The sequence below is a fragment of the Pseudomonas helleri genome (assembly GCF_045830615.1).
Classification (GTDB): Bacteria; Pseudomonadota; Gammaproteobacteria; order Pseudomonadales; family Pseudomonadaceae; genus Aquipseudomonas; species Aquipseudomonas helleri.
On sequence record NZ_CP174501.1, the window covers coordinates 1,224,482 to 1,247,116 of the forward strand.

A 22,635-nucleotide genomic window follows, 5' to 3' on the forward strand; every position below is an offset into this window, starting at 1 on the left:
CTGCCGCTCAGCATAGACGAGCCAATCTTCAGATAGATGACAGAACCTTTAATCGCAGGAGAGAAATACTTTTTGATCACGCACAAAAAAGGCCACTCTTTCGAGTAGCCTTTTTCGATGTTTGGTTGCGGGAGCCGGATTTGAACCGACGACCTTCGGGTTATGAGCCCGACGAGCTACCAGACTGCTCCATCCCGCGTCTGTGTGGGCGCATTCTACAGAGGCGCGCTGAGTTGTCAACCTTAAATCGCCTAAGCGATTGAATTATCCGGTTTTAATCCCTTTCTCCCGGCCACGGGAGGAGGGTGGAAAACACTCAGGCACAAAAAAGGCCACTCTTTCGAGCAGCCTTTTAATGTTTGGTTGCGGGAGCCGGATTTGAACCGACGACCTTCGGGTTATGAGCCCGACGAGCTACCAGACTGCTCCATCCCGCGTCTGTGGTGCGCACTCTACAGTGATGAGCGAGTGAGTCAACCTTTAATGCATAAATGGGGTAAATAAGTACCTGGCTGTAGGAGCGAGCTTGCCTCGCGATCTTTTAAACGATCAAAAGATCGCGAGGCACGCTCGCTCCTACGGGGGGTGGTGCATAAAACCAACGAGCACAAAAAAGGCCACTCTTTCGAGTAGCCTTTTTCGATGTTTGGTTGCGGGAGCCGGATTTGAACCGACGACCTTCGGGTTATGAGCCCGACGAGCTACCAGACTGCTCCATCCCGCGTCTGTGGGGCGGATTCTACAGCGATACACGGAGCTGTCAAACGTTAATTTCAAAAAAAGTCTTCTGCTTCAATTGGTTAGGCATTAAACGTCGCTGTTTAATCGGCTACAGCCCCTGTAGGACAAGGGGTGTGGCGCAATTAGATCCTTTTCACTCCGGTCACAAACACAAAGGCAAGGTTGAGAGCGCTGCATTTGTCGGCTCACCGAACACTACTGGTGCTATATACAGTTCTCGGTGACATACTGGCGTTCTGTTTTACCTACATCCTGAAGAACCATGCCTGACATAACGCAGCGCAAAATCATCCACGTCGACTGTGACTGTTTCTATGCCGCTATTGAAATGCGCGATAACCCGAGCCTGGCGAACAAGCCCATGGCGGTCGGCGGCTCGGCTGACCGGCGCGGTGTGATCTCGACGTGTAACTATGAAGCGCGTGCGTACGGCGTGCGTTCGGCGATGGCATCCCGGCATGCACTCAAGCTGTGCCCGGACCTGATCATCGTGAATGGCCGGATGGATGCTTATAAAGAAGCGTCAAAAGAAATCCACGGTATTTTGCGCGATTACACCGAACTCATTGAGCCACTGTCGTTGGATGAGGCGTATCTGGATGTCTCTGACAGCCCGCATTTCGGTGGCAGCGCCACGCGTATTGCTCAGGACATTCGGCGTCGGGTGTCGAATCAGTTGCACATCACCGTTTCGGCGGGAGTAGCGCCGAACAAGTTTCTGGCGAAAATCGCCAGTGACTGGAAAAAGCCCAACGGTTTGTTTGTGATCACTCCGGATCAGGTCGAAGATTTTGTCTCGGCGCTGCCGGTCAACAAACTGCACGGTGTGGGCAAAGTGACGGCGGACAAGTTAGGGCGCCTCGGTATTGAGACCTGTCAGGACCTGCGCGACTGGAACAAGCTGGCGTTGGCGCGTGAATTCGGCAGTTTTGGCGAGCGTTTGTGGGGGCTGGCACGTGGGATTGATGAGCGCTTGGTGCAAAGTGACAGCCGACGCCAGTCTGTCAGTGTTGAAAATACCTACGACACGGATTTACCTGATCTGGCCGCGTGCCTGGACAAACTGCCCGAACTTCTCGACACCTTGAACGGGCGAATCGCCAGAATCGACAGCAGCTATCGTCCCGGCAAGCCTTTCGTCAAAATCAAATTCCACGACTTTACCCAAACCACCCTGGAGCAGTCCGGAGCGGGGCGCGATCTTGAGAGTTATCAGGGGTTAATGAGTCAGGCGTTTGCGCGCGGTGCCAAGCCCGTCCGATTGTTGGGGCTTGGCGTGCGTTTACATGATTTGAGTACCGGGCATGAGCAACTGGAGTTGTTTGCCAGGCACCCATAGAGGCGCTTTAGCTAACCCCGGGGTCTGCCACCAGTCGACCGGCATTCTTGGTCAGCGACTGCAAAAACTCACGCTGCAACTCAGGGTCGTTGCGCGTCAGTTCAATCAGGCTTTGCTCCAGTTCACTGGCTTCTTCTTCAAGGCCCAGTTCTGACAAGCGCTTGACCCGATGTACCCATTGGTTGACGTCGTCACCCTCAAGGTCGTCGTAGATCAAGTTGTGCGCTTCGAGCAATTTGCCACGCAAATTACTGCTGATCGACAGAGTTGAGTCGCAATGCGCTTCGTCCTGAGCATCTTCGACCGTGATGGTCAATTTGCTCACGCGATTCAAGTCTTGCTCGGCAAACGGGCTGTCGAGCAAATTGAGGCGCAGCACACCGTTACGGTCCGTGGTCATTTCATGGCTTTGCTTGCCAGCACTGACGATGACCGGGCGTTCTGCCCACGGCAAGCTTGAGTATTCCATGCGCTTGTCGCGCTGGATCTCTTCAATGCCGGCCAGGTTCTGCTCGGCGCGGCCGTGAGACTGCACGTTCATCGCCGGGTTGAGGCCGTCGACGCCGTAAGTGATCCAGTCTTTGGTCACGCTGTCAGGCAATTGCCCGAACATGAACACGTTCAGCACATTCGCACCCACACCCGCCACAACCGCGACCGCGCCCAGCGGCATCTCATAGATTTTGCGCCAGGGCTGGTAGGGGGTGTAACGGTCGTAATGACGGGTGACATCGAACTCAGTGACCTCAAAGGTCTTTTGTTCATTGATGCGCACACGGCGTTGTGGCAACTCCATGGCAGCCGGCGAACCGACGTCAATGTGCAGGGTGTGGGCGAGCAGTTTGCGCTCAATGCGCTCTTCATGCTCGCTGCGTTGTGACATGTGATTGGCGCAGCCGCTCAACAACAGGGCGCCGCATATGGCGGCGCCCGTCAAGGTACTTCGATTGAACATGACGTCTCTATGTGGGTTCAGCGACGGATACGTGCCTGAAGGAAAGCCAGGGCGTCAGCAACGGGCAGGGCTTGTGGCTCTGCTTCGGTGCGGCTCTTGTATTCCAGGTTGCCTTCGGCCAGGCCACGGTCACTGACGACGATCCGGTGCGGAATACCGATCAGTTCCATGTCTGCGAACTTGATGCCCGGGCTGGTTTTTTTGTCACGGTCATCCAGCAGCACTTCAAAACCTGCGGCGGTCAACTCTGCATACAGCTTGTCGGTGGCTTCACGCACGGCGTCGGTTTCGTAGCGCAGCGGCACAAGGGCGATCTGGAACGGTGCCAGGGCATCGCTCCAGATAATGCCGCGCTCGTCGTTGTTCTGCTCGATGGCTGCCGCTACCACGCGAGAAACGCCAATGCCGTAGCAACCCATGGTCAGGGTCACAGGCTTGCCGTTTTCGCCCAGTACCTGGCACTTCATCGCTTCGCTGTACTTGGTGCCCAGCTGGAAGATGTGGCCCACTTCGATGCCGCGTTTGATTTCCAGCGTGCCTTTACCGTCCGGGCTTGGGTCGCCAGCGACCACGTTGCGCAGGTCGGCAACGGTAGGTACAGGCAAGTCACGCTCCCAGTTCACGCCGAAGTAGTGCTTGTCGTCGATATTGGCGCCGACCGCAAAGTCGCTCATCAGCTCGACCGAGCGGTCGATGATGCAAGGCAGTGGCAGGTTCAGCGGGCCCAGGGAACCAGCGCCAGCGCCGATGGCGTCACGCAGTTCAGCGTCCGAAGCCATGGTCAGTGGGCTGGCCACCAGCGGATGGTTGCCCGCCTTGATTTCGTTGAGGTCGTGGTCACCACGGATCACCAGAGCGATCAGCTTGCCTTCTTCGGCGGCGTGAACGATCAGGGTCTTAACGGTTTTTTCGATTGGCAGGTTGTAGCCTTCTACCAATTGAACAATGGTCTTGGCGTCAGGCGTATCGACCAGGCGCAGCTCTTCAGACGCTGGCGCACGGGAGGTTTCGGCTGGAACAGCTTCGGCCTTTTCGATGTTGGCTGCGTATTCAGAGCCATTGCTGAACACGATATCGTCTTCGCCGGACTCGGCCAGTACGTGGAATTCGTGGGAACCCGCGCCACCGATGGAGCCGTTGTCCGCTTCTACCGGACGGAACTTCAGGCCCAGGCGAGTGAACACGTTGCAGTAAGCCTGGTGCATGCGGTCATAAGTGACCTGCAGCGATGCCTGGTCGGCGTGGAACGAATAGGCGTCCTTCATGATGAACTCGCGGCCACGCATCAAGCCGAAGCGCGGGCGAATTTCGTCACGGAACTTGGTCTGGATCTGGTACAGGTTGATCGGCAACTGCTTGTAGCTGTTCAGCTCGTTGCGGCACAGATCGGTGATGACTTCTTCGTGGGTAGGGCCCACGCAGAACTCGCGACCGTGGCGATCTTTAAGGCGCAGCAGCTCCGGGCCGTACTCTTCCCAGCGACCGGACTCCTGCCACAGTTCAGCCGGTTGAATGCTCGGCATCAGCACTTCCAGAGCGCCAGCAGCGTTCATTTCTTCGCGAACAATGGCTTCGGCCTTGCGCATGATCCGCAAGCCCATGGGCAGCCAGGTGTACAGGCCCGAGGCCAGTTTGCGAATCATGCCGGCGCGCAGCATCAGCTGGTGGCTGATAACGACCGCGTCCGAAGGCGTTTCTTTCTGTGTGGCGAGCAAATATTGACTGGTGCGCATGGGTAGTCGTTGCCGTTGCTGATGACTAAATTTGACTGGCCATTGTACGGGCGAGATTTGATTGCGTACAGACCGGGGGAGGGAGGCAGGCTCCCTCCGTTCAATCGGCGCGTTTGTCGAGGTCTACCGTGGGGTTTAGGCGGGCTTTACGGGTTTCCTGATACCAGTGCAGGCTGATCAGTAGCAGGGTCGGGATGCCCATGATGGCGGTGATGATAAAGAAGTTGTGGTAACCGAACTTCTCGACCATGACCCCTGAGTAGCCGCCCATCAACCGCGGGAGCAGCAGCATGATCGAGCTGAGCAATGCGTACTGGGTGGCGGAGAACTTGAGGTTGGTCAGGCTCGACAGGTAGGCAACAAAGGCAGAAGTGGCGAGGCCGGAGCTGAAGTTGTCGAGTGAAATCGTGACAATCAGCATCTGCAGGTTCGGGCCCATGTCGGCCAGCAGCATAAACAGCAGGTTGGTTGCGGCGGACGCTGCCCCGCCAATCAACAGGATCGGCAAAATGCCGAAACGTACGATCAGCAGTCCGCCCATGCCTGCACCGAACAGGGTCATGAACAGGCCGAAAATCTTGCTGACACCGGCGATCTGGTCCTTGGTAAAGCCTTGGTCGATATAAAACACGTTGGCCATCACGCCCATGACCGTGTCAGACATGCGATAGGTGGCAATCAGCCCAAGCAGCAAGAGTGCCTGCCAGCGATACCGCACAATAAAGTCGTTGACCGGCGTCAGCACGGGCGCGAGCCCGCGTCGCCCCATGGTGGACAGGCACAACCCGGTCAGCAGGATATAAAGGATGGCGCGCAAAAAGGCGCGGTCTTCCATCAGCAGCGTCATGGGGCTCATGCCCTCAAATAGCACGCCCGCAAAATTAGTGTTGTACAACTGGGTGAACATCGCCGGGACCGACACCAACAGCACAATCAGCACGAACACCGAGGCCAGTTGATGGGCGAAGCTATAGCGGCCTACTGAAAGCTGAGTGCGCAGGGTGACCGGCGGTTCGCGCATGAAAAAGGTGGTCAGCAACGCGGGGATCATCAGCACGCCGAACAGCACATAGGTGCCGGTCCAGGCCGAATGCTTGTAGTTGAAGCCGGTCGAGCCGAAACCCTCAGCAAAAAACAACGCCCCGGCCGTGGCCAGCAGGGCGGCTACGCGGTAACCGGACATGTAACTGGCGGCGAGGGCAGCCTGGCGGCTGTCGTCGGCAATTTCCAGGCGGTAAGCGTCGATCGCGATGTCTTGGGTGGCCGAGGCAAATGACACGATAACGGCAATCGCAATCAGCCATGACAGGTGCTTTTGCGGGTCGCAAAAGCCCATGCCGATCAGGCCTAAAATCACCAAAGTCTGCGACAGCACCAGCCACGAGCGGCGTCTGCCCAGCTTGCCGAGCAATGGCAGGCGCCATTGGTCGAGCAACGGTGACCATACCCATTTAAAGGCATAAGCCAGGCCGATCAGACTGGCATAACCAATGGTTTCGCGGGCCACACCTGCTTCGCGCAACCACACAGACAGCGTTGAAAACACCAGCATGTACGGCAAACCGGCGGCGAAACCGAGCAACAACAGCACAAGGGTTGAGGGGCTGGAATAGGCAGCTAGCGCTTCGCGCCAGGTTTTACGGGGCATGGACTCGAGTCTGCCTCTGATTGCGGAAACAAAGGGCGCACTCTAACCGCAGTGCTCTATCGGGCGCCAGCCATGGCGTCGTATATCCACACGATTATTAACAATGCTTAATCCTTCGCCGCGCAGACGCGCTCGCTGTTCATCACCGCTAGGGCTGCCCGCTGGCAAACTGATTCTGCCACCGGCGGCCAAAACTCGATGCCAGGGCAGGCGGGTATCTTCTGGGAGTTGGCTTAGCGTGCGGCCGACCCAGCGGGCGGCCCGACCCAGGCCTGCCAGCTCGGCGAGCTGGCCGTAGGTGACGACTTTGCCATCGGGCACTTGCATCAAGGTCGAGTACAGGGCCGTTCGTCGAAGCTCGGCAGGCGTTGGCGATGCACTGTCAGGTGAGTTCATGGGAGTGAAAACCGTGGAGTTACAAATAGGACGTTTCCGTCGCGCGCTATAGCAAAGGAACTACACGAAAAACACCGGGTCTTTCTTTGCTTGGGGTGTGTCCTTCTGGATAATGCCGTCATTCTTTCGTAAATCCGAGTCTCGCATCTGCTTATGTTGTCCAGAACCTTGTTATGCCTTGCTGTCTTGAATGTGTCCACGCCTTTGCTCGCCGATACGGTCTGGTTAAAGAACGGCGACCGTCTGTCCGGCAAGATTAAAGTGTTTGATGGGGGCAAGTTGCTGATTCAGACCGACTATGCGGGCGCTATTCCGATTGACTGGAAGCAAGTCAAAACCCTGGAAAGCGATCAGGAGCTGTTGGTCAAACAAGATGCCTACGTGGGCGAAAAGGCCAAGTCACTCAAGGCTGCCGAAGACGGCAAGGTCATTCTGGCCAATGGCGAGGCGCCTAAAACTGTTGAGCTGGCGAGCATTCAGCAAATCGTCAAACCTAAACCGCTGATCGAAGACTTTGTCTGGAAGGGTAATGTCGACGTCGCGCTGGACTACAAACGCGCCGACAAAGACACCGACGACTACGACATTGACCTCAAAACCTCGGCGCGTCACGGCGCCTGGCGTCACAACGCCGAAGCGTCCTACAACCGTGAGGCCCAGAACGATGTGGTCACCACGAACAACTGGAATGCCGAATACGCGCTTGACCACTTTATTGATGAGCACTGGTACTGGCAGGGCCGCTTGAACTACACCCGCGACAGAATCGAAGACATTTCCCGCCAGCGCACCGTAGGTACTGGTCCTGGTTATCAGTTCTGGGATGACGAGCTGGGCGCGTTTTCCTTGGGCTCACTGCTGAACCGTACCGACTATGAATACTCGGATGGCGGTAAAAGCAACTTCTACTCGCTGGCCATGAAGTGGGATTACAACCGTTACCTGGTAGGTAAAACGGTATCGATCTTTACCAACGGTGAACTGGGCAAGCCGCTGGGCGGGGATTCAGACTACAGCCTCGATGCCGAAATTGGCTTGCGCTACAAAGTCACCGAATGGGCATCGCTCAACCTCAAGGCTGAAAAAGACCTGATCGGCAGTAGCAGCGGCAAAGACAACGCACTCAACAAAACCCGCTACACCGCAGGTTTTGGCGTGATGTGGTAACACCACGACCCTTGTGCAGGAGCGAGCTCGCCTCGCGATCTTTTGATCTTGAACGTCAAAAGATCGTAGCCTCAGCCGCTCCAGCAGGGCGGGGGTTAAATCCTTAAACCGCCATCCAGCTCCAGGATTCGGCCGCTGTAATAGTCGTTTTCAAAGATATACGCCGCTGAATGGGCGATTTCTTCGACCTTGCCCATACGTTTCAACGGGATGCCCGCGGTCATTTTTTCAAGGGCTTCGGGCTTCATACCCAAGGTCATTTCAGTTTCGATAAACCCGGGAGCAATGCCCGCCACACGGATACCGTAACGCGCCAGCTCTTTGGCCCAGGTCACGGTCGCGGCTGCCACACCTGCCTTGGCTGCCGAATAGTTGGTTTGGCCAACGTTGCCAGCGCGTGAGATGGAAGAAATATTGATAATCGCGCCCTGGCTGTTGAGTTCGACCATCTTCGCCGCCACTTCACGGGTGCACAGGAAAACCCCGGTCAGGTTGACGTCGATAACGGCTTGCCACTGCGCCAGGCTCATTTTGCTGACGACGCCGTCCTTGACCTTTAACAGCAGGCCATCACGCAAGATCCCGGCGTTGTTCACCAGACCATTGATCGCGCCAAAGTCTTCAGCAATTTGCCCCACGGTTTGTGTAACCTGCTCTTCATCGGCGACGTTGCACAAATAAGCCCGCGCTTGAACCCCGTGGGCCTGACAGGCCGCAACCGCGAGCTCGAGTTTTTCCGGGTTCAGGTCCACCAAAGCCAGCTTGGCGCCTTTGGCAGCCAGGTACTCGGCCATGGCGCGACCTAGCCCTTGGCAGCCGCCAGTGATAATGATTACTTTGTCTTTTAGTTGCATGAGTGCCCTGATCTCGACCGTTTCGACGGATTTTTATTAAGGAGTCATAAGTTGAGCGTTGAAGTAGCCAAGCATGCCCGAGAATTATTGCTCAAGGAATACCGTGGAGCGTTGGCCACGCTCTCCAAGGCAATGCCAGGGTTCCCCTTCGGGTCTATGGTGCCTTATTGCCTGGATGAGCAAGGGCGGCCATTGATCCTGATCAGCCGGATCGCTCAGCACACCCACAACCTGCGCAAAGACCCCAAGTGCTCACTGATGGTCGGTGAGCGTGGTGCCGAAGACGTGCAGGCGGTTGGGCGCCTGACCTATCTGGCCGAAGCCGAGCAACTGACCGACCCCGCGGCCATTGAAGCCGCGGCTGAGCGTTACTACCGCTATTTCCCTGAGTCGCAGAGCTATCACACCGCCCATGACTTCGATTTTTGGGTGCTAAACCCGGTTCGCCATCGTTATATCGGTGGTTTTGGTGCGATTCACTGGGTAGATCAACTCACCCTGGCCAACCCTTTTGCCGGCGCGGTCGAGGTGCGCATGGTCGAGCACATGAACGACGATCACGCTAACGCCATCGCTCATTACGTTGAGCTGGCCGGACTGCCAAAGACTGAGCCAGCAGAAATGGTCGGCCTGGACAGCGAAGGCATGCATCTGCGCATTGGTCAGAGTGTGTACTGGCTGACCTTCCCAGAGGCTTGTAACACTTCGACACAAGTGCGCGAAGCGCTGGTTTTGCTGGCTCGCGCAAGTGAATGGCCTAAAAAAGAAACGGCATAACCTTGAATTCACAAAGGCGCGCCGTCATCTAAGCTGTGTTGGAAGATATTCTTCCGGAGAGGAATCATTTGATGCGCGCTTTTTTATTGCTCTTTCTGTTGTTTCCAGTGCTAGAACTGTACGTCTTTTTCAAGGTCAGCACCGCTATCGGGTTTTTCCCGGCGTTGCTGCTGATCATCGCAGGCTCCTTGTTTGGGGTTCTGGTAGTACGCGTTGCGGGCTTGGCCACCGCCTTGAGTGCGCGTGAAAGCCTCAATCGTGGTGAGCTGCCGGCTCAGCAAATGCTTCAAGGCCTGATGGTGGCGTTGGGTGGCGGCTTGTTGGTACTGCCGGGTTTTATCAGCGACATCGCCGGTCTGCTGTTGCTGCTCCCGCCGGTTCGTCATTTTCTGGTCAATCGCTTGCGCAAACGTGCAGAAGAGCAAGCGATGCGCCAGCGTGCCTTTGCTGAGGAATTTGAAGCGGCTCATCGCCCCGGCACGCATCAACCCGTGGGTCGTGAACCCAATGTGATCGAAGGCGAGTTTGAACACCGCGACAAGTAAGTTTCCCTGTAAAAGCTTAAGCACGGCACCCTGGAGTGCCGTGTTTGTTTTTGCGCGGTGCGAAAGGTAAAAAAATTTCGTCAGGGCGCTCTTGTAATCACTGGATGCGCCCTTATGTAACTGGCACCGCAGGGTTTTGCTGGCAACAGCAGGCACCCTTCAGCGATTAACACCCGGCATTTCCGGACTTGCAAACCCAGCCGGTATTGACACCGGCCGATGAACACCACAATTAGGAGAGATCGACAATGAAGCTTCGTCCTCTGCATGACCGCGTCGTAATCCGTCGCAGCGAAGAAGAAAAGAAAACCGCTGGCGGTATCGTTCTGCCGGGTTCAGCTGCCGAGAAAGCCAACAGCGGTGAAGTCATTGCTGTGGGTACTGGCCGCGTTCTGGACAACGGTGAAGTGCGTGCGCTGGCCGTGAAAGTGGGTGACAAGGTTGTGTTCGGCCCTTACTCCGGCAGCAACACTGTGAAAGTCGACGGCGAAGACCTGCTGGTAATGGCTGAGAACGAGATTCTCGCTGTTATCGAAGGCTGATTTCCCGCTCCTTTTCCCGTTACTACAAAGTATTTAAGGAAGAACGAACATGGCTGCTAAAGAAGTTAAATTCGGCGATTCCGCCCGTAAAAAAATGCTCGCCGGTGTCAACGTCCTGGCTGACGCAGTAAAAGCAACACTGGGCCCTAAAGGCCGCAACGTGATCATCGAGAAGAGCTTCGGCGCTCCGACCATCACCAAAGACGGTGTTTCGGTTGCCAAAGAAATCGAACTGAAAGACCGCTTCGAAAACATGGGCGCGCAGCTGGTTAAAGACGTTGCCTCCCGTGCGAACGATGACGCTGGTGACGGTACTACCACTGCAACCGTTCTGGCTCAGTCGATTGTCAACGAAGGCCTGAAAGCCGTCGCTGCCGGCATGAACCCGATGGACCTGAAACGCGGTATCGACAAGGCGACCATCGCCATCGTCAAAGAACTGCGTCAACTGTCCAAGCCATGCGCTGACAGCAAGGCAATCGCTCAGGTGGGTACCATCTCTGCCAACTCCGACAGCTCCATCGGCGACATCATTGCTGAAGCCATGGCTAAAGTCGGCAAAGAAGGCGTGATCACCGTTGAAGAAGGCTCGGGCCTGGAAAACGAACTGTCTGTGGTTGAAGGCATGCAGTTTGACCGTGGCTACCTGTCCCCTTACTTCGTTAACAAGCCAGACACCATGGTGGCTGAGCTGGACGGCCCGCTGATCCTGTTGGTTGACAAAAAGATCTCCAACATCCGCGAAATGCTGCCAGTACTGGAAGCCGTTGCCAAAGCCGGCCGTCCACTGCTGATCGTGGCTGAAGACGTTGAAGGCGAAGCCCTGGCGACTCTGGTTGTGAACAACATGCGCGGTATCGTTAAAGTCGCTGCTGTTAAAGCACCTGGCTTCGGCGACCGTCGTAAAGCAATGCTGCAGGACATCGCTGTTCTGACTGGCGGTACCGTTATCTCCGAAGAGATCGGCCTGAGCCTGGAAAGCACCACTCTGGAGCACCTGGGTAACGCCAAGCGCGTAATCCTGTCCAAAGAAAACACCACCATCATCGACGGTGCTGGCGTTGAAGCGGACATCCAGGCACGTGTGACTCAGATCCGTGCTCAAGTGGCTGACACCACCTCGGACTACGACCGTGAAAAACTGCAAGAGCGTCTGGCCAAGCTGTCGGGCGGCGTAGCAGTGATCAAGGTTGGCGCTGGTTCCGAAGTTGAAATGAAAGAGAAGAAAGCCCGCGTTGAAGACGCCCTGCACGCTACCCGTGCAGCCGTTGAAGAAGGCGTGGTACCTGGCGGTGGCGTGGCACTGGTTCGCGCTCTGCAGGCAATCTCTGAGCTCAAAGGCGACAACGCTGATCAGAACGTTGGTATCGCGCTGCTGCGTCGTGCTGTTGAAGCACCTCTGCGCCAGATCGTTTCCAACTCCGGCGACGAGCCAAGCGTTGTAGTCGACAAAGTGAAGCAGGGTTCGGGTAACTTCGGTTACAACGCTGCCACTGGCGAATACGGCGACATGATCGAAATGGGTATCCTTGACCCGGCTAAAGTGACTCGTTCGGCTCTGCAAGCGGCTTCGTCGATTGCCAGCCTGATGATCACCACTGAGGCGATGATCGCTGAGATCCAGGAAGACAAACCAGCTGGCGGCGGCATGCCAGACATGGGCGGCATGGGTGGTATGGGCGGCATGATGTAAGCCAGCCTTACCCCGATACGCAAAAGCCCCGCCTGAGTGATCAGGCGGGGCTTTTTTGTGCCTGATGTTGCGAACTGCTACCCAACCAACAGGCCACCGATAATCAACAGCATCCCTCAATCGGTTCTCTCTCCTTCGGGAGAGGCGTGGTGAGGGGGGGCTTAGATCAAGATCAACAGATCGCGAGGCAAGCTCGCTCCTACAGGGTCTTTAGAATCAATCACTTATTTTGTGTTTGATAGGAGGGGCCACCCCGTCTTCGACGCCGCGCTGTCGCGCAGCAAACAGGACAGCGAGTATCTTCAGCATCCCCCAATCGGTTCCCTCTCCTTCGGGAGAGGCGTGGTGAGGGGGCTCTTAGATCAAGATCAAAAGATCGCGAGGCAAGCTGAACTGGTCAAGTAATCCCGGACACCGATTACGGTGTTTATGCCGCTTTTTGCTCCATGGCTATTGGCGACAGGTAGTTGTTGTAGCTGTGGAGCCTGATTCGGTTGTATCGCATGAAGAAGCTAGTTATATCCTGCCTGGCTTCTTCAACTGTCGTGTAGCCCTTATTGGGCACCCACTCTGATTTGAGTGTCCCGAAGAAACGCTCTGTTGGCGCGTTGTCCCAGCACTGCCCTCTGCGGCTCATGCTTTGTGTTATCCCATGCTCCAGCAGCGCGGACTGAAAGAGCTGGCTGGTGTATTGGCAGCCTTGATCCGAATGAAACATCAAGCCTGCATGTTTACCTCGAACCTCCACCGCCATTCTCAGCGCTCTGCTAACCAGGTTGGCGTCATTGATCAGAGAGAACGCCCAGCCAACGATTCGGCGGGCGAACAGATCAATGACTGCTGCCAAGTGATACCAGCGTTTACCAACCATCAGGCTGGTAACGTCGCCGCACCAGACCTGATTGATTGCGGTTGGCTCGAAGTTACGCTTGAGCAGGTTCTTGGCCACAAATGCTTCGACGCCTCTAGAGCGATACTGATGGCGACGGCGCTGTCTGCTGGCCAAATTTGCCTCCGCCATGAGTTTTCCGGCCAGATGCCGCCCCACTTTGATCTGCTGGGCCTTCAAGTGCTGAGAGATCATCCGCGCGCCTGCACTTCCCCGGCTTTCGTCATGCAGTTGCACGACTTTTGCTCTGAGCGCGTCACGCTTGGTATTCGGCGCTGAACGACGCTTAAGCCAGTCATAAAACGCGCTGCGGGAAACGCTCAAAGCACTACAAAGGAGGCGGGTCGGATATGAGGTCGACTCTCTCAGCTCTTCGATCAGGAAAAACGATCGGGATCCGACATCAAGAGAGCCGTAGCTTTTTTTAAGATTTCAGCCTCGGTCTCCAGGCGCTTGACCTTGGCTCGCAGCTGTTGAAGCTCTCGTTGTTCGTCGCTGATTGCCTTGGTACCTGCCACTGGCTGCCCTTTCTGACGCTCTTTGCGAACCTGATCAATCCAGCGGCGCAGAGCGGTAGGCCCAACGTCCATCGATGCACAGACGTCAGGAACTGAGCAGCTATCATCAAGAACCATGCTTGCAGCACGTTGCTTGAACTCGCGGGTGTAGGTCTTTCGCTCTTGCATGGAACCTCCTGATTGGGCGAATCATATCGCCCTTAAGAGGTGTCCGGGAGCATTAGGCCAGTTCACGATCGCTCCTAAAGGCAGGACTTGCTCCTGACCTTGTCTGTAGAGAGGTCCCCCCGCCTCATTGCTCACTACGAAGAGTATCGAGAAGCCGACTAATCGGACTTCGCATTACAAGGTTGTAGCGGCATGAAGTTCGAGGTCGGGGGAACCAGGGGCAATCTTACCTAAAGTTCGGGAAGTGAAAAGCGTGAATATTCATGTTGGCATAGACATTGGCGCCAAAACGTCTGCTATGGGATGGCGACAAAACGGCAAAACAGTTGGCCAATGGGAAATTCAGCAAACAGCAAAGGGGCGCAAGGCCGCAGTAAACAAAATGTTGGGCCTCAAACCGCTAAGCGTGGTTATGGAGGCCACTGGTATTTACTACTTGGATCTTGCGCTGGAGTTGCATGCCGCTGGCTTGCCGGTCTCGGTGATAAACCCTAAAAGCTTTCATAATTTTGCCAAATTGATGCTTCAGACCAGTAAGACGGATCCGATTGATGCGCAGTTGCTGGCCGAATATGGTGAGCGCATGACACCTCGGCTCTGGGTCCCACCGACTGCGGATCAACTGACACTGCGTGCGATTGGCCGTCATATCAATCGATTAATTGGTCATCGGACGAGGGCTAAGAATGAGCTCCATGCTTTGCAAGCAACAGGTACGAGTTTTAAGTTGCTGATCGAAGATGAGGAAGATGCTATTGCTGCGCTGGATATACGAATTGATCGTTTAAAAAAGGCAGCGCGCGACGCTATCGCTAAATGCCCGAACCTGACGTTGCAATTTCACTGCATGATGGCGGCACCTGGCGTGGGAAAGGCTTCAGCAATTACGGCACTGGCTGAGCTGACAGTCCTTCCTGTGACGCTTAAATCGCCGCAGGTGAGTCGTTATGCGGGGCTGGACGTGAGATTGACTCAATCAGGAACAAGCATAAACCGCCCTGGCCGAATGTCGAAATGTGGCAACGCCTATCTACGCGCAGCGATGTTCATGCCTGCTTTGACGGCAGTCCGATGCGATGAAAACGTGAAAGCCTTCTACGAGGCTCTAGTCGCTCGCGGCAAGAAGAAAATGCAGGCCATTGGAACAGTAATGCGCAAGTACCTGATCGGTTTATGGGCTTGCATGCGCTCAGGCGAAGAATTTGATACGGCCAAGCTTTTCAGCGAGAAAGATCGCGCAAAAACTTGACCGTGAACAGAGTATCTACAGGGCCTTTAGAGTCAATCACTTATTTTATGTTTGATAGGAGTTGCCGCCCCGTCTACGACGCCGCGCTGTCGCGCAGCAAACAGGCCACCAAGTATCTTCAGCATCCCCCAATCAGTCCCCTCTCCCTCCGGGAGAGGGCTAGGGTGAGGGGCTTTTTTCTTTTATGTACATATCCGTTGCTGCGGCAACGGCCACTTAGGGTTCCGGCCTTACGCCGCGTCACTTTGAAAAAGCTGTAGAGACCGGACACATGGTTGACGGGTGTACGGGGACATGGTGGACACTTTTCGGTGAGCTAATTTCGCCGGAGAACCATCATGCCTTGGAATACGAGAGACGCCATGAGCCTGAAAGAAGAGTTCGTTGCTTTAGCACGGCAACCCGGCAGCAATAAACGCGAGCTGTGCCGACGATTCGGTATCAGCCCGCAAACAGCTTATAAGTGGCTAGAACGCTACAAAGCCCAAGGTAAACCGGGCTTAGAGGAGAAGTCCCGCAGGCCTAATATGAGTCCGAAACTGACTCAGGCCGGTTTGGAGTCTGAGGTCTTGGCGATTAGACAAGACAACCCTGCATGGGGCGGACGCACAATCAGCAGCCTGTTGAAAAATCGTATCGCCCCCAGCACCGTCACTAACATTCTGCATCGGCACGGCCTGATTCAGCCTTCTGACAAGGGGCCACCGGCCAAGCTGAGGTTTGAACATGCTGCGCCTAACGACCTTTGGCAGATGGATTTCAAAGGACACTTTGCGATGCAACAAGGCCGATGCCATCCCCTAACGCTGCTGGACGACCATTCCCGATTCAACTTGGCTATACAAGCTTGTGATAACGAGCGTGGGGACACGGTGCAGAAGAAGATGATCGAGGTTTTCCGAACTTACGGCTTGCCAGCCCGCATCAACGTCGATAATGGCCCGCCTTGGGGCTCACCGCGTAATCCCGGCGAGATCACGGAGTTGAGTATCTGGCTAATCCGCCTAGGCATCCGGATAAGTTTCAGCCGCCCTTATCACCCGCAAACCAATGGGAAAATTGAGCGTTTCCATCGTTCACTGAAAGCCGAAGTGCTCAATGGTCGGCATTTTTCTACGTTGACTGACGCTCAAACGGCTTTCGACCGGTGGCGTGAAATTTACAACCTACAGCGCCCCCATCAAGGGTTGGACTACCAGGTGCCAATGGACCGGTACCGGTCTAGTCCCTGGGCATATCCGCAGCAGCTATCGGAGTTTGAATACGGATCGGATGACGTATTGGCCAAGGTTTACCACAGTCGGTTTCGCTTCCAGAAACGTTATTTCAGCATCGCCAAGGGTTTGGTTGGGCAGCATATTGCTATACGCCCAAACCCAGAAAGCGATCAACTGTTTGACGTCTACTTCTGCCATCACTTTTTGCGAACTATCGACGTGAACAAACCGGACTACGGTTCATAATGTGTCCACTATGTCCCCGCACATGTGTCAACCATGTGTCCGGTCTCTACAAAAAGCGCAAAGTAACCAAACGCTTTTTGCCCCAACCCCTCGGTGCCTCGCTGAGGCTCGGCATGCCCTCACCACAGGCCTTGCTCCGTAGGCCCGCCGCGATCGGCCATCCCTGGCCGTGTCGCGGCTAACCCGGCGTCCTGCCGGGTTACCCACTGCGCAAAACCTGCGTTCGGCCAGCGTGGTTTAACGGGGCCTCTTAGATCAAGATCAAAAGCCAGATCAAGATCAACAGATCGCGAGCAAGCTCGCTCCTACAAGGTATTTAGAATCAATAACTTATGTTGTGTTTGATAAGAGGCTGCGATCTTATGATCTGCCACCCACAAAACACCTGTGGGCGCACGAGTATGCAGTCGCCGTTGTTGGTAGTGTGTGAGCGTCGAGTGAAAGACTCGTCAACATCGCGCGGCCGTTAACTAAATCGTGTAAACGCCCTACAACGCTGGCTCTGCGCGGCTCTTGGCCTTAAGCTGCCGTGGCCGAGAAGGCCGTTACTGCGTACGGAGAAAAGTGCCCATGCGAATTTTATTGGTTGAAGACAATCGCGATATCCTCGCCAATCTGGCGGACTACCTGGGGCTTAAGGGGTACACCGTTGACTGCGCGCAGGACGGCCTGTCCGGGTTGCATCTGGCTGCGACTGAACACTACGACTTGATCGTGCTCGACATCATGTTGCCGGGCATTGACGGTTACACACTGTGCAAGCGCTTGCGCGAAGACGCCCGTCGCGACACGCCGGTCATTATGCTCACGGCCCGTGACCAGTTGGATGATCGCCTGCAAGGCTTCAAGTCCGGTGCTGATGACTACCTGCTCAAACCTTTCGCTTTGTCCGAGCTGGCAGCGCGGATCGAAGCCGTGCTGCGCCGTGCGCAAGGCGGCGGCCGTCGCGAGCTGCAGGTCGCAGACTTGCGCTACGACCTCGACACCCTGGAAGTCACCCGCGAAGGGCGCATGCTCAAGCTCAACCCGGTCGGCTTGAAACTGCTGGCCGTGTTGATGCAAAAAAGCCCGCATGTGTTGCGCCGTGAAGTGCTCGAAGAGGCCCTGTGGGGCGATGACTGCCCGGACAGCGACAGCTTGCGCAGCCACGTTCACCAGTTGCGTCAAGTGATCGACAAACCGTTCGACAAGCCCTTGCTGCAAACGGTGCATGGCGTAGGGTATCGCCTCGCCGAGAGTCGTGATGGAGTTTAAACAAAGCCTTGCCCAACGGATCATCATCGCCTTTGCGCTGATGAGTGCGCTGGTGGCCGGGACGTTCGCCATGGGCATTGTCGCCACGGTGCACCTGGTCGAAGAAAAACTGATTTCAGCAGGCTTGGGCGGGGATCTGCAGCGTTTGCTGTTGATGGATAACGTCAGCGACTGGAACCACCGTCCAGAGCCCGATCAGCTGTTTTATTACAGCGGCGGGCGCGGTGATTTTGCCTTGCCCAAAGACTTGCGCCACCTGGAACCGGGCTTTCATGAAGTGTTCCGTGATCAACTGTCGTATCACGCGATGGTCGAGGTGGTCGACGGGCGGCGCTACGTGTTGCTGCAAGACCAAAGCGATTTTGAAGAGCGCGAGCGTGTGCTGTTCGCCGTAGTGCTGGTCGGGTTCGTGCTGGCGCTGGCGCTGGCGGTTTTCCTCGGTTGGGTCCTGGCGCGCAGGGTAATGGCGCCGGTGGTACGGCTGGCACGTCAGGTCCGCCATCGAGAGCAATTGCTGGGCTTGGCCCCGCCGCTGGCGCCCGATTATGCCGCCGATGAGGTGGGCGAGTTGGCCGTGGCCTTTGACGCCACTCTTGGCCGCCTGCGCGACACCTTGACCCGTGAGCGGCTGTTTACCAGTGACGTGAGCCACGAATTGCGTACACCGCTGATGGTGTTGGCGAGCTCCTGCGAACTGTTGCTCGAAAGCCCGTCGCTGGATCAACGCAGTCGCTCGCAAGTGGAGCGAATTTCCCGCGCCTGTGAAGAAATGCGTGAGCTGGTGCAGACCTTCCTCATGCTCGCCCGTGCACAGCATGAAGACTCCACCATGTCGCCGACGGTCACCCTGACAACCGTGGCCGAGGGCTTGATCAGCCTGTGGCGGGGGCCTATCGAAGCGAAAGGTCTGACACTGATCTATGACCCCGGCAACCCGCTCGATACCCGCTACAACGCGACGTTTTTGCATGCGGTCATGGGCAACCTGTTGCGTAATGCTTTGCACTACACCGACGTCGGGTTCATTCGCTTGAGCCTTGAGCCCACCGGGTTTGTGGTCGAGGACAGTGGTGTGGGCATCCCCGAAGAGAAGCGTCAGGCCATGTTTCAGCCCTTTGTGCGGGGCGGCGAAAAACGCGGTGAAGGGCTTGGGTTGGGCCTCTCATTGGTCCAGCGGATCTGCGACAGCCAAGGCTGGCGAGTGACATTGACCACCATGGAACCCAACGGTTGCCGCTTCCACGTAGAGCTTAATCCAGTAGAAATGTGAAGTGTCCTCTCACGACCCACATTCTGTGGGTCGCTTTCCCTACTGATGATTAGTCCGTACAGTGGCCCCGAGCTAGTACGTTGAGCCTGTAAAACCCTGCAGCGGTTACAGGCTTAGCCGTACATATTTTTCACACAATGATGACCTGATGCGAACGTTCCACTGGTTAACGTGACGCGGCATTGCTTCGCAGCGGGTTTAAATATTACGCAAGAGGTAATGCATGACCGTTGATTCCGTATCGCCATCCCACACTGCGACTGAAAACCGCTTTGAGTTCTACTGGCAGCAGCAAGGCGAGTGGGTAGAAGAACCGAATCAGCGTCGTGGCGGTGAAAGTGGTGTACAGCGGATTCACGAGGCCAATGGCCGCTTGCTCTACGTCAAACGTCAGGTCGGACACACCTACCGCAGTTGGCGTTACCCGTTGGGCCGCCCGACGGTATTGCGTGAGCGTGACGCGCTCCTGGCGTTTAACCGTTTAGCGGTGGGCGTGCCAGAACTGGTGTATTGCGGGGCGCAACAAGGCGCAGATAAACAGTGGCGTGCATTGTTGGTTACCGCAGCGCTGGAAAATTTTATTGAAATAGACAACTGGTACGCTGCCGGCGAACGCGAAATTCACGGTGAAGTGGTACATGATCGGGTGCTTGAAACCATCGCCACGACCTTGGCACACATGCATCTGGGCCGCTGGCAGCATGGCTGCCTGTATGCCAAGCATGTGTTTGTCCGGGTGACCGGCACGGGTGAAAGTGCTCAAGTCGATGTGGCACTACTGGACCTTGAAAAGAGCCGACAACGGCTGACGGCCCGCAAGGCGGCCTCGCACGACCTCAAACAGCTGCGCCGCCATTCATCGTGGAACACCGACGACTGGAACAAACTGAACTACTTTTATGAAAAGGTGTTTGGCAGCGCCATCAAAGGGTTACGGTGATGAAGCGAGAAATAGCACGAGGTTTGTTTTTGCTGGGCTCTCTGGCCATTGCCACGGCGGCAGTGGCGGCGTGGCAGCCGCCCGTGATGCAGGTATTGAGCAGAGCCCAACCAGACGCCCAATGCCCGATCCCGCGCGTGGCAAAAGTCGCGATAGACGCGAAGCCCGATCATGAACTTTTGCTGTTTATGTATGGAATGAAGCAGGGAATGAGACCGTAATAAACAAACCGTAGTCGCTGCCGAAGGCGGCGAAGGGGGGCGAAGCCCCCCGTTTTCTTGAGTACATCCAGTGTTAGTCGTACAGAAGCACCCTACGACATCACATGCAAATGATTATCCCAAAGCCCCGACGGCAGCTCTAAAGGCTTGGCCATCAGCTCGCTTTTACGGCAATCGTAAAAGCGGCAGCGGCCTTGCCCTGACGTCACCACAAACCCGTCTTGCACAGCACCGACGCCCGCACAGTCCGGCAGGGGTGCATCCAGGCGCAACGCGCCACTGTCCAGGTCCCAGACAAAAAACCGGTTACCCCGCGGCGCCGTCAAGGCTACCAGGCGCAACTCGCTGTGTACCGCCACACTGGCCGTGTAATGGCCCATGGCGCGCAATTGCGGCTCCGCCACCGGGAACGGCTGAAAAGGCTGACCGGGGCGCTTGATGGCCAGCAACTCGGACAATTCGTGGGCGTCGCCCATAAACTGCTGACACGCGACGACGGTGCCGTCTGTGGCAATGCCCAGATGGCGCACGCTGTTCATCTGCTGGCTCAGGGTTTCTTTGCTCAGCAACGTACCGTCACGCTGCATCAGCACCAGGCTGGGCTCCATCGCATTGAGGTTCATCTCAACCCGGCTTTCAGCTTCGGTACGAATACCGCCGTTGGCCACCACCAGGGTTTCACCATCAGGCATCCACGACACTTGGTGCGGACCCACGCCGTGGGTCGGGATTTCGCCGCTGTGCACCAGGCGCTCGCCTTCAAAGCGGTAAACCCCCAACAGGCCGCGCCCCGGATCGCTGGTGTCATTCTCGGTGGTGTACAACCACTCGCCGTCTTTATGGATCACCGCGTGACCATAAAAATGGCGATTGGGCAGCGAGGTGATGGTTTGCAGCAATTGGCCGTCCTTGAGGCTGATCAGGTAACTCTCAGTCCCGGGGCGGCGTGCCACAAACAAGGCAATCGGCAACGTTGGGTGGTTGATGATGTCATGGCAGCGCTGGTTGACCCGGGTGCTGAACACCTGGGTGCCATCCAGGCGATAGCCCACGGCAAAGTGATTGCCGTCGACATCGTCACGGGCACTCAAGAGCAGCGGGCTGCGGCCTTGTTTGGACAGCGACCAGCCACCCAGGGTAATGGCACTCAGCAGTAAACCGCCGAGCTTGAGAGCTTGCCTGCGCATCATCGAACCATCCTTCATCAATCGCCGTCGTTGGCGTTAAAGCCCAGTTGAATGCCCAGCGCCTTAGCCAGTTCGCCTTCGTGCAGACGGTGCACGACATTGAGGCTGTCGTAGATGGCATTCAGTTGCTCGCGGCCAGCTTCATCAGCCAGCAGCTCATTGAGGGAGCGCTGATTGTCGTTGAACAGCTTGAGGGATGTCGCGTAAGCAGCGTCGATCTTGTCAGCCAACGGCTTTTGTTCAGCAGGCAACAAGCCGCGCAAGCCTTTGTTGTCGACCCCGGCCCACACGGTTTGCGCCGCAGCGAGGCTGGCCGCAAGGCTTTGCAGGGACGCCTGGCTGCGCCATGCATCAGCCTGCAACGGTTGCGGGATGCCTTTGCTCTGACGACCCATCGGTGTGCCGAGCTTCTTTTTCAGGGTGTCGAGTGCCGTTACCTGCACACGCAGCAGGTCGGCGATGGCCTCGTGAGAGTCGGCGTAGCGCTGGTTCGGGAACTTGGTCATTTGCGCCAACATGCCGTCAGTGCTGTTCCAGCTCGCCAGGATCTCTTCGGCCAACTGCTTCTGACGCTCGCCAATGGCGGTCAGCAGCGGGCAGTAACGGGTTTTCTGTGCGCTGTCAGCCAGGTCGATATTGCTGTCGAACAAAATGTACTCATACGCCGACAGGCCTTGCACGACAACGCTGGACTTGGCCAGCGCGGCGGCATCGATCTGTGGTTGAGCCACCACCAGTTGCTCAACCTGACGGCCGACCAGGTTCTTTTTGTCCGGCCAGAATTGCACTTGCCACGAGCGATTGCCTTCAGCCAGCGGGCCAATCAGCAACGGTTGCAGTTCGGCCCAGGCTTTTTGTGCGTGCAGGAAGTCGGCGCGAGCAGTCTCAAGCGTCTCTTTACCTTCGCAGTAAGCCAGTGCACTGATCGCCAGTTGGCGGTCGGCCTCTACCCAGCGGCTGTAGGTCGGCAGAATCACCTGCTTGGCGATAGCTGCCGAAGTGACGGCTTGCTGATCTTGCGGCGAGCAGGCTGCCAAAGCGATAGCGGCCAGGCTGGTGAACAACAGTTTGGGTCTGAACATGTCG

The 22,635-nt window shown here is 56.4% G+C and carries 21 protein-coding genes and 3 tRNA genes; 12 read left to right on the plus strand and 12 right to left on the minus strand.

Features of this window, described 5'->3' with window-relative positions:
- Positions 1-122 precede the first annotated feature (122 nt).
- The 3 genes from ACJJU9_RS05650 to ACJJU9_RS05660 form a co-directional block, all read right to left on the minus strand.
- Positions 123-199: transfer RNA gene (locus ACJJU9_RS05650), tRNA-Met, on the minus strand.
- 161 nt (positions 200-360) lie between these two features.
- Positions 361-437, minus strand: a tRNA-Met gene (locus ACJJU9_RS05655).
- A gap of 210 nt (positions 438-647) precedes the next feature.
- Positions 648-724, minus strand: a tRNA-Met gene (locus ACJJU9_RS05660).
- A 279-nt stretch (positions 725-1,003) separates the two neighbouring features.
- On the opposite strand from ACJJU9_RS05660, the gene dinB reads away from it, so the two are divergent.
- Positions 1,004-2,080 carry a DNA polymerase IV gene (gene dinB, locus ACJJU9_RS05665; protein ID WP_407730227.1) on the plus strand — a complete coding sequence of 359 codons (1,077 nt, stop codon included), beginning with the start codon at positions 1,004-1,006 and terminating at the stop codon, positions 2,078-2,080.
- A 7-nt stretch (positions 2,081-2,087) separates the two neighbouring features.
- On the opposite strand, the gene ACJJU9_RS05670 is transcribed toward dinB, so the two are convergent.
- From ACJJU9_RS05670 to ACJJU9_RS05685, 4 genes are all read right to left on the minus strand, one after another.
- Positions 2,088-3,035 (minus strand): hypothetical protein, encoded by a 948-nt coding sequence (locus ACJJU9_RS05670; RefSeq protein WP_407730228.1) that lies wholly within the window; start codon positions 3,033-3,035, stop codon positions 2,088-2,090.
- Between the two features lie 17 nt (positions 3,036-3,052).
- Complete coding sequence (locus ACJJU9_RS05675) at positions 3,053-4,768, minus strand: proline--tRNA ligase (RefSeq protein ID WP_153333454.1); 1,716 nt, start codon at positions 4,766-4,768, stop codon at positions 3,053-3,055.
- A gap of 100 nt (positions 4,769-4,868) precedes the next feature.
- The gene (locus ACJJU9_RS05680; RefSeq protein ID WP_153333453.1) at positions 4,869-6,416 is read right to left on the minus strand and encodes an AmpG family muropeptide MFS transporter; all 1,548 of its coding nucleotides are present in this window, start codon (positions 6,414-6,416) and stop codon (positions 4,869-4,871) included.
- 42 nt (positions 6,417-6,458) lie between these two features.
- On the minus strand, positions 6,459-6,812 hold the full coding sequence (locus ACJJU9_RS05685) for an MGMT family protein (protein ID WP_153333451.1): 354 nt from the start codon (positions 6,810-6,812) through the stop codon (positions 6,459-6,461).
- Positions 6,813-6,965: 153 nt separating this feature from the next.
- Here ACJJU9_RS05685 and ACJJU9_RS05690 point away from each other — a divergent pair, with 153 nt between their 5' ends.
- On the plus strand, positions 6,966-7,979 hold the full coding sequence (locus tag ACJJU9_RS05690; protein WP_048369621.1) for a DUF481 domain-containing protein: 1,014 nt from the start codon (positions 6,966-6,968) through the stop codon (positions 7,977-7,979).
- A gap of 95 nt (positions 7,980-8,074) precedes the next feature.
- Here the strand turns inward: ACJJU9_RS05690 and ACJJU9_RS05695 are convergent, their stop codons facing one another.
- Positions 8,075-8,833, minus strand: a complete 759-nt coding sequence (locus ACJJU9_RS05695) for an SDR family oxidoreductase (RefSeq protein WP_048369623.1) — start codon at positions 8,831-8,833, stop codon at positions 8,075-8,077.
- Positions 8,834-8,884: 51 nt separating this feature from the next.
- Between ACJJU9_RS05695 and ACJJU9_RS05700 the strand changes: the two genes are divergently transcribed.
- The 4 genes from ACJJU9_RS05700 to groL all read left to right on the plus strand — a co-directional run bounded on the left by ACJJU9_RS05700 (position 8,885) and on the right by groL (position 12,390).
- On the plus strand, positions 8,885-9,610 hold the full coding sequence (locus ACJJU9_RS05700; protein WP_407730229.1) for a HugZ family protein: 726 nt from the start codon (positions 8,885-8,887) through the stop codon (positions 9,608-9,610).
- Between the two features lie 71 nt (positions 9,611-9,681).
- Positions 9,682-10,155 carry an FxsA family protein gene (locus ACJJU9_RS05705; protein WP_048369627.1) on the plus strand — a complete coding sequence of 158 codons (474 nt, stop codon included), beginning with the start codon at positions 9,682-9,684 and terminating at the stop codon, positions 10,153-10,155.
- A gap of 248 nt (positions 10,156-10,403) precedes the next feature.
- On the plus strand, positions 10,404-10,697 hold the full coding sequence (locus tag ACJJU9_RS05710; protein ID WP_016779794.1) for a co-chaperone GroES: 294 nt from the start codon (positions 10,404-10,406) through the stop codon (positions 10,695-10,697).
- Between the two features lie 49 nt (positions 10,698-10,746).
- Positions 10,747-12,390 carry a chaperonin GroEL gene (groL, locus tag ACJJU9_RS05715; protein WP_123751962.1) on the plus strand — a complete coding sequence of 548 codons (1,644 nt, stop codon included), beginning with the start codon at positions 10,747-10,749 and terminating at the stop codon, positions 12,388-12,390.
- Positions 12,391-12,817: 427 nt separating this feature from the next.
- On the opposite strand, the gene ACJJU9_RS05720 is transcribed toward groL, so the two are convergent.
- Positions 12,818-13,660: an IS3 family transposase gene (locus ACJJU9_RS05720; protein WP_407730956.1), complete on the minus strand. Its 843-nt coding sequence runs from the start codon at positions 13,658-13,660 to the stop codon at positions 12,818-12,820.
- Positions 13,657-13,965, minus strand: coding sequence for a transposase (locus ACJJU9_RS05725; RefSeq protein ID WP_076965378.1), 309 nt, complete (start codon positions 13,963-13,965; stop codon positions 13,657-13,659). Before ACJJU9_RS05725 ends, ACJJU9_RS05720 begins: the two co-directional genes overlap by 4 nt.
- 253 nt (positions 13,966-14,218) lie before the next feature.
- On the opposite strand from ACJJU9_RS05725, the gene ACJJU9_RS05730 reads away from it, so the two are divergent.
- From ACJJU9_RS05730 to ACJJU9_RS05755, 6 genes are all read left to right on the plus strand, one after another.
- Entirely contained in the window at positions 14,219-15,214 is a 996-nt protein-coding gene (locus ACJJU9_RS05730) for an IS110 family transposase (protein ID WP_407730230.1), read from the plus strand.
- A gap of 338 nt (positions 15,215-15,552) precedes the next feature.
- A complete protein-coding gene (locus ACJJU9_RS05735; RefSeq protein ID WP_407729199.1) occupies positions 15,553-16,677 on the plus strand; it encodes an IS481 family transposase in 1,125 nt (374 codons plus the stop codon).
- 570 nt (positions 16,678-17,247) lie between these two features.
- The gene (gene colR / locus ACJJU9_RS05740) at positions 17,248-17,931 is read left to right on the plus strand and encodes a two-component system response regulator ColR (RefSeq protein ID WP_048369631.1); all 684 of its coding nucleotides are present in this window, start codon (positions 17,248-17,250) and stop codon (positions 17,929-17,931) included.
- A complete protein-coding gene (locus ACJJU9_RS05745; RefSeq protein WP_153334149.1) occupies positions 17,921-19,201 on the plus strand; it encodes a HAMP domain-containing sensor histidine kinase in 1,281 nt (426 codons plus the stop codon). Before colR ends, ACJJU9_RS05745 begins: the two co-directional genes overlap by 11 nt.
- 223 nt (positions 19,202-19,424) lie before the next feature.
- Positions 19,425-20,141 carry a lipopolysaccharide kinase InaA family protein gene (locus ACJJU9_RS05750; RefSeq protein ID WP_407730231.1) on the plus strand — a complete coding sequence of 239 codons (717 nt, stop codon included), beginning with the start codon at positions 19,425-19,427 and terminating at the stop codon, positions 20,139-20,141.
- Complete coding sequence (locus ACJJU9_RS05755; protein WP_048386677.1) at positions 20,141-20,362, plus strand: hypothetical protein; 222 nt, start codon at positions 20,141-20,143, stop codon at positions 20,360-20,362. The genes ACJJU9_RS05750 and ACJJU9_RS05755 overlap by 1 nt, the downstream gene beginning before the upstream one ends.
- 92 nt (positions 20,363-20,454) lie before the next feature.
- Here ACJJU9_RS05755 and ACJJU9_RS05760 read toward each other — a convergent pair whose 3' ends face one another.
- Positions 20,455-21,552 (minus strand): DUF1513 domain-containing protein, encoded by a 1,098-nt coding sequence (locus ACJJU9_RS05760; RefSeq protein ID WP_153330873.1) that lies wholly within the window; start codon positions 21,550-21,552, stop codon positions 20,455-20,457.
- A 14-nt stretch (positions 21,553-21,566) separates the two neighbouring features.
- Positions 21,567-22,631, minus strand: a complete 1,065-nt coding sequence (locus ACJJU9_RS05765) for an imelysin family protein (protein ID WP_048369642.1) — start codon at positions 22,629-22,631, stop codon at positions 21,567-21,569.
- Between the last annotated feature and the right edge of the window lie 4 nt (positions 22,632-22,635).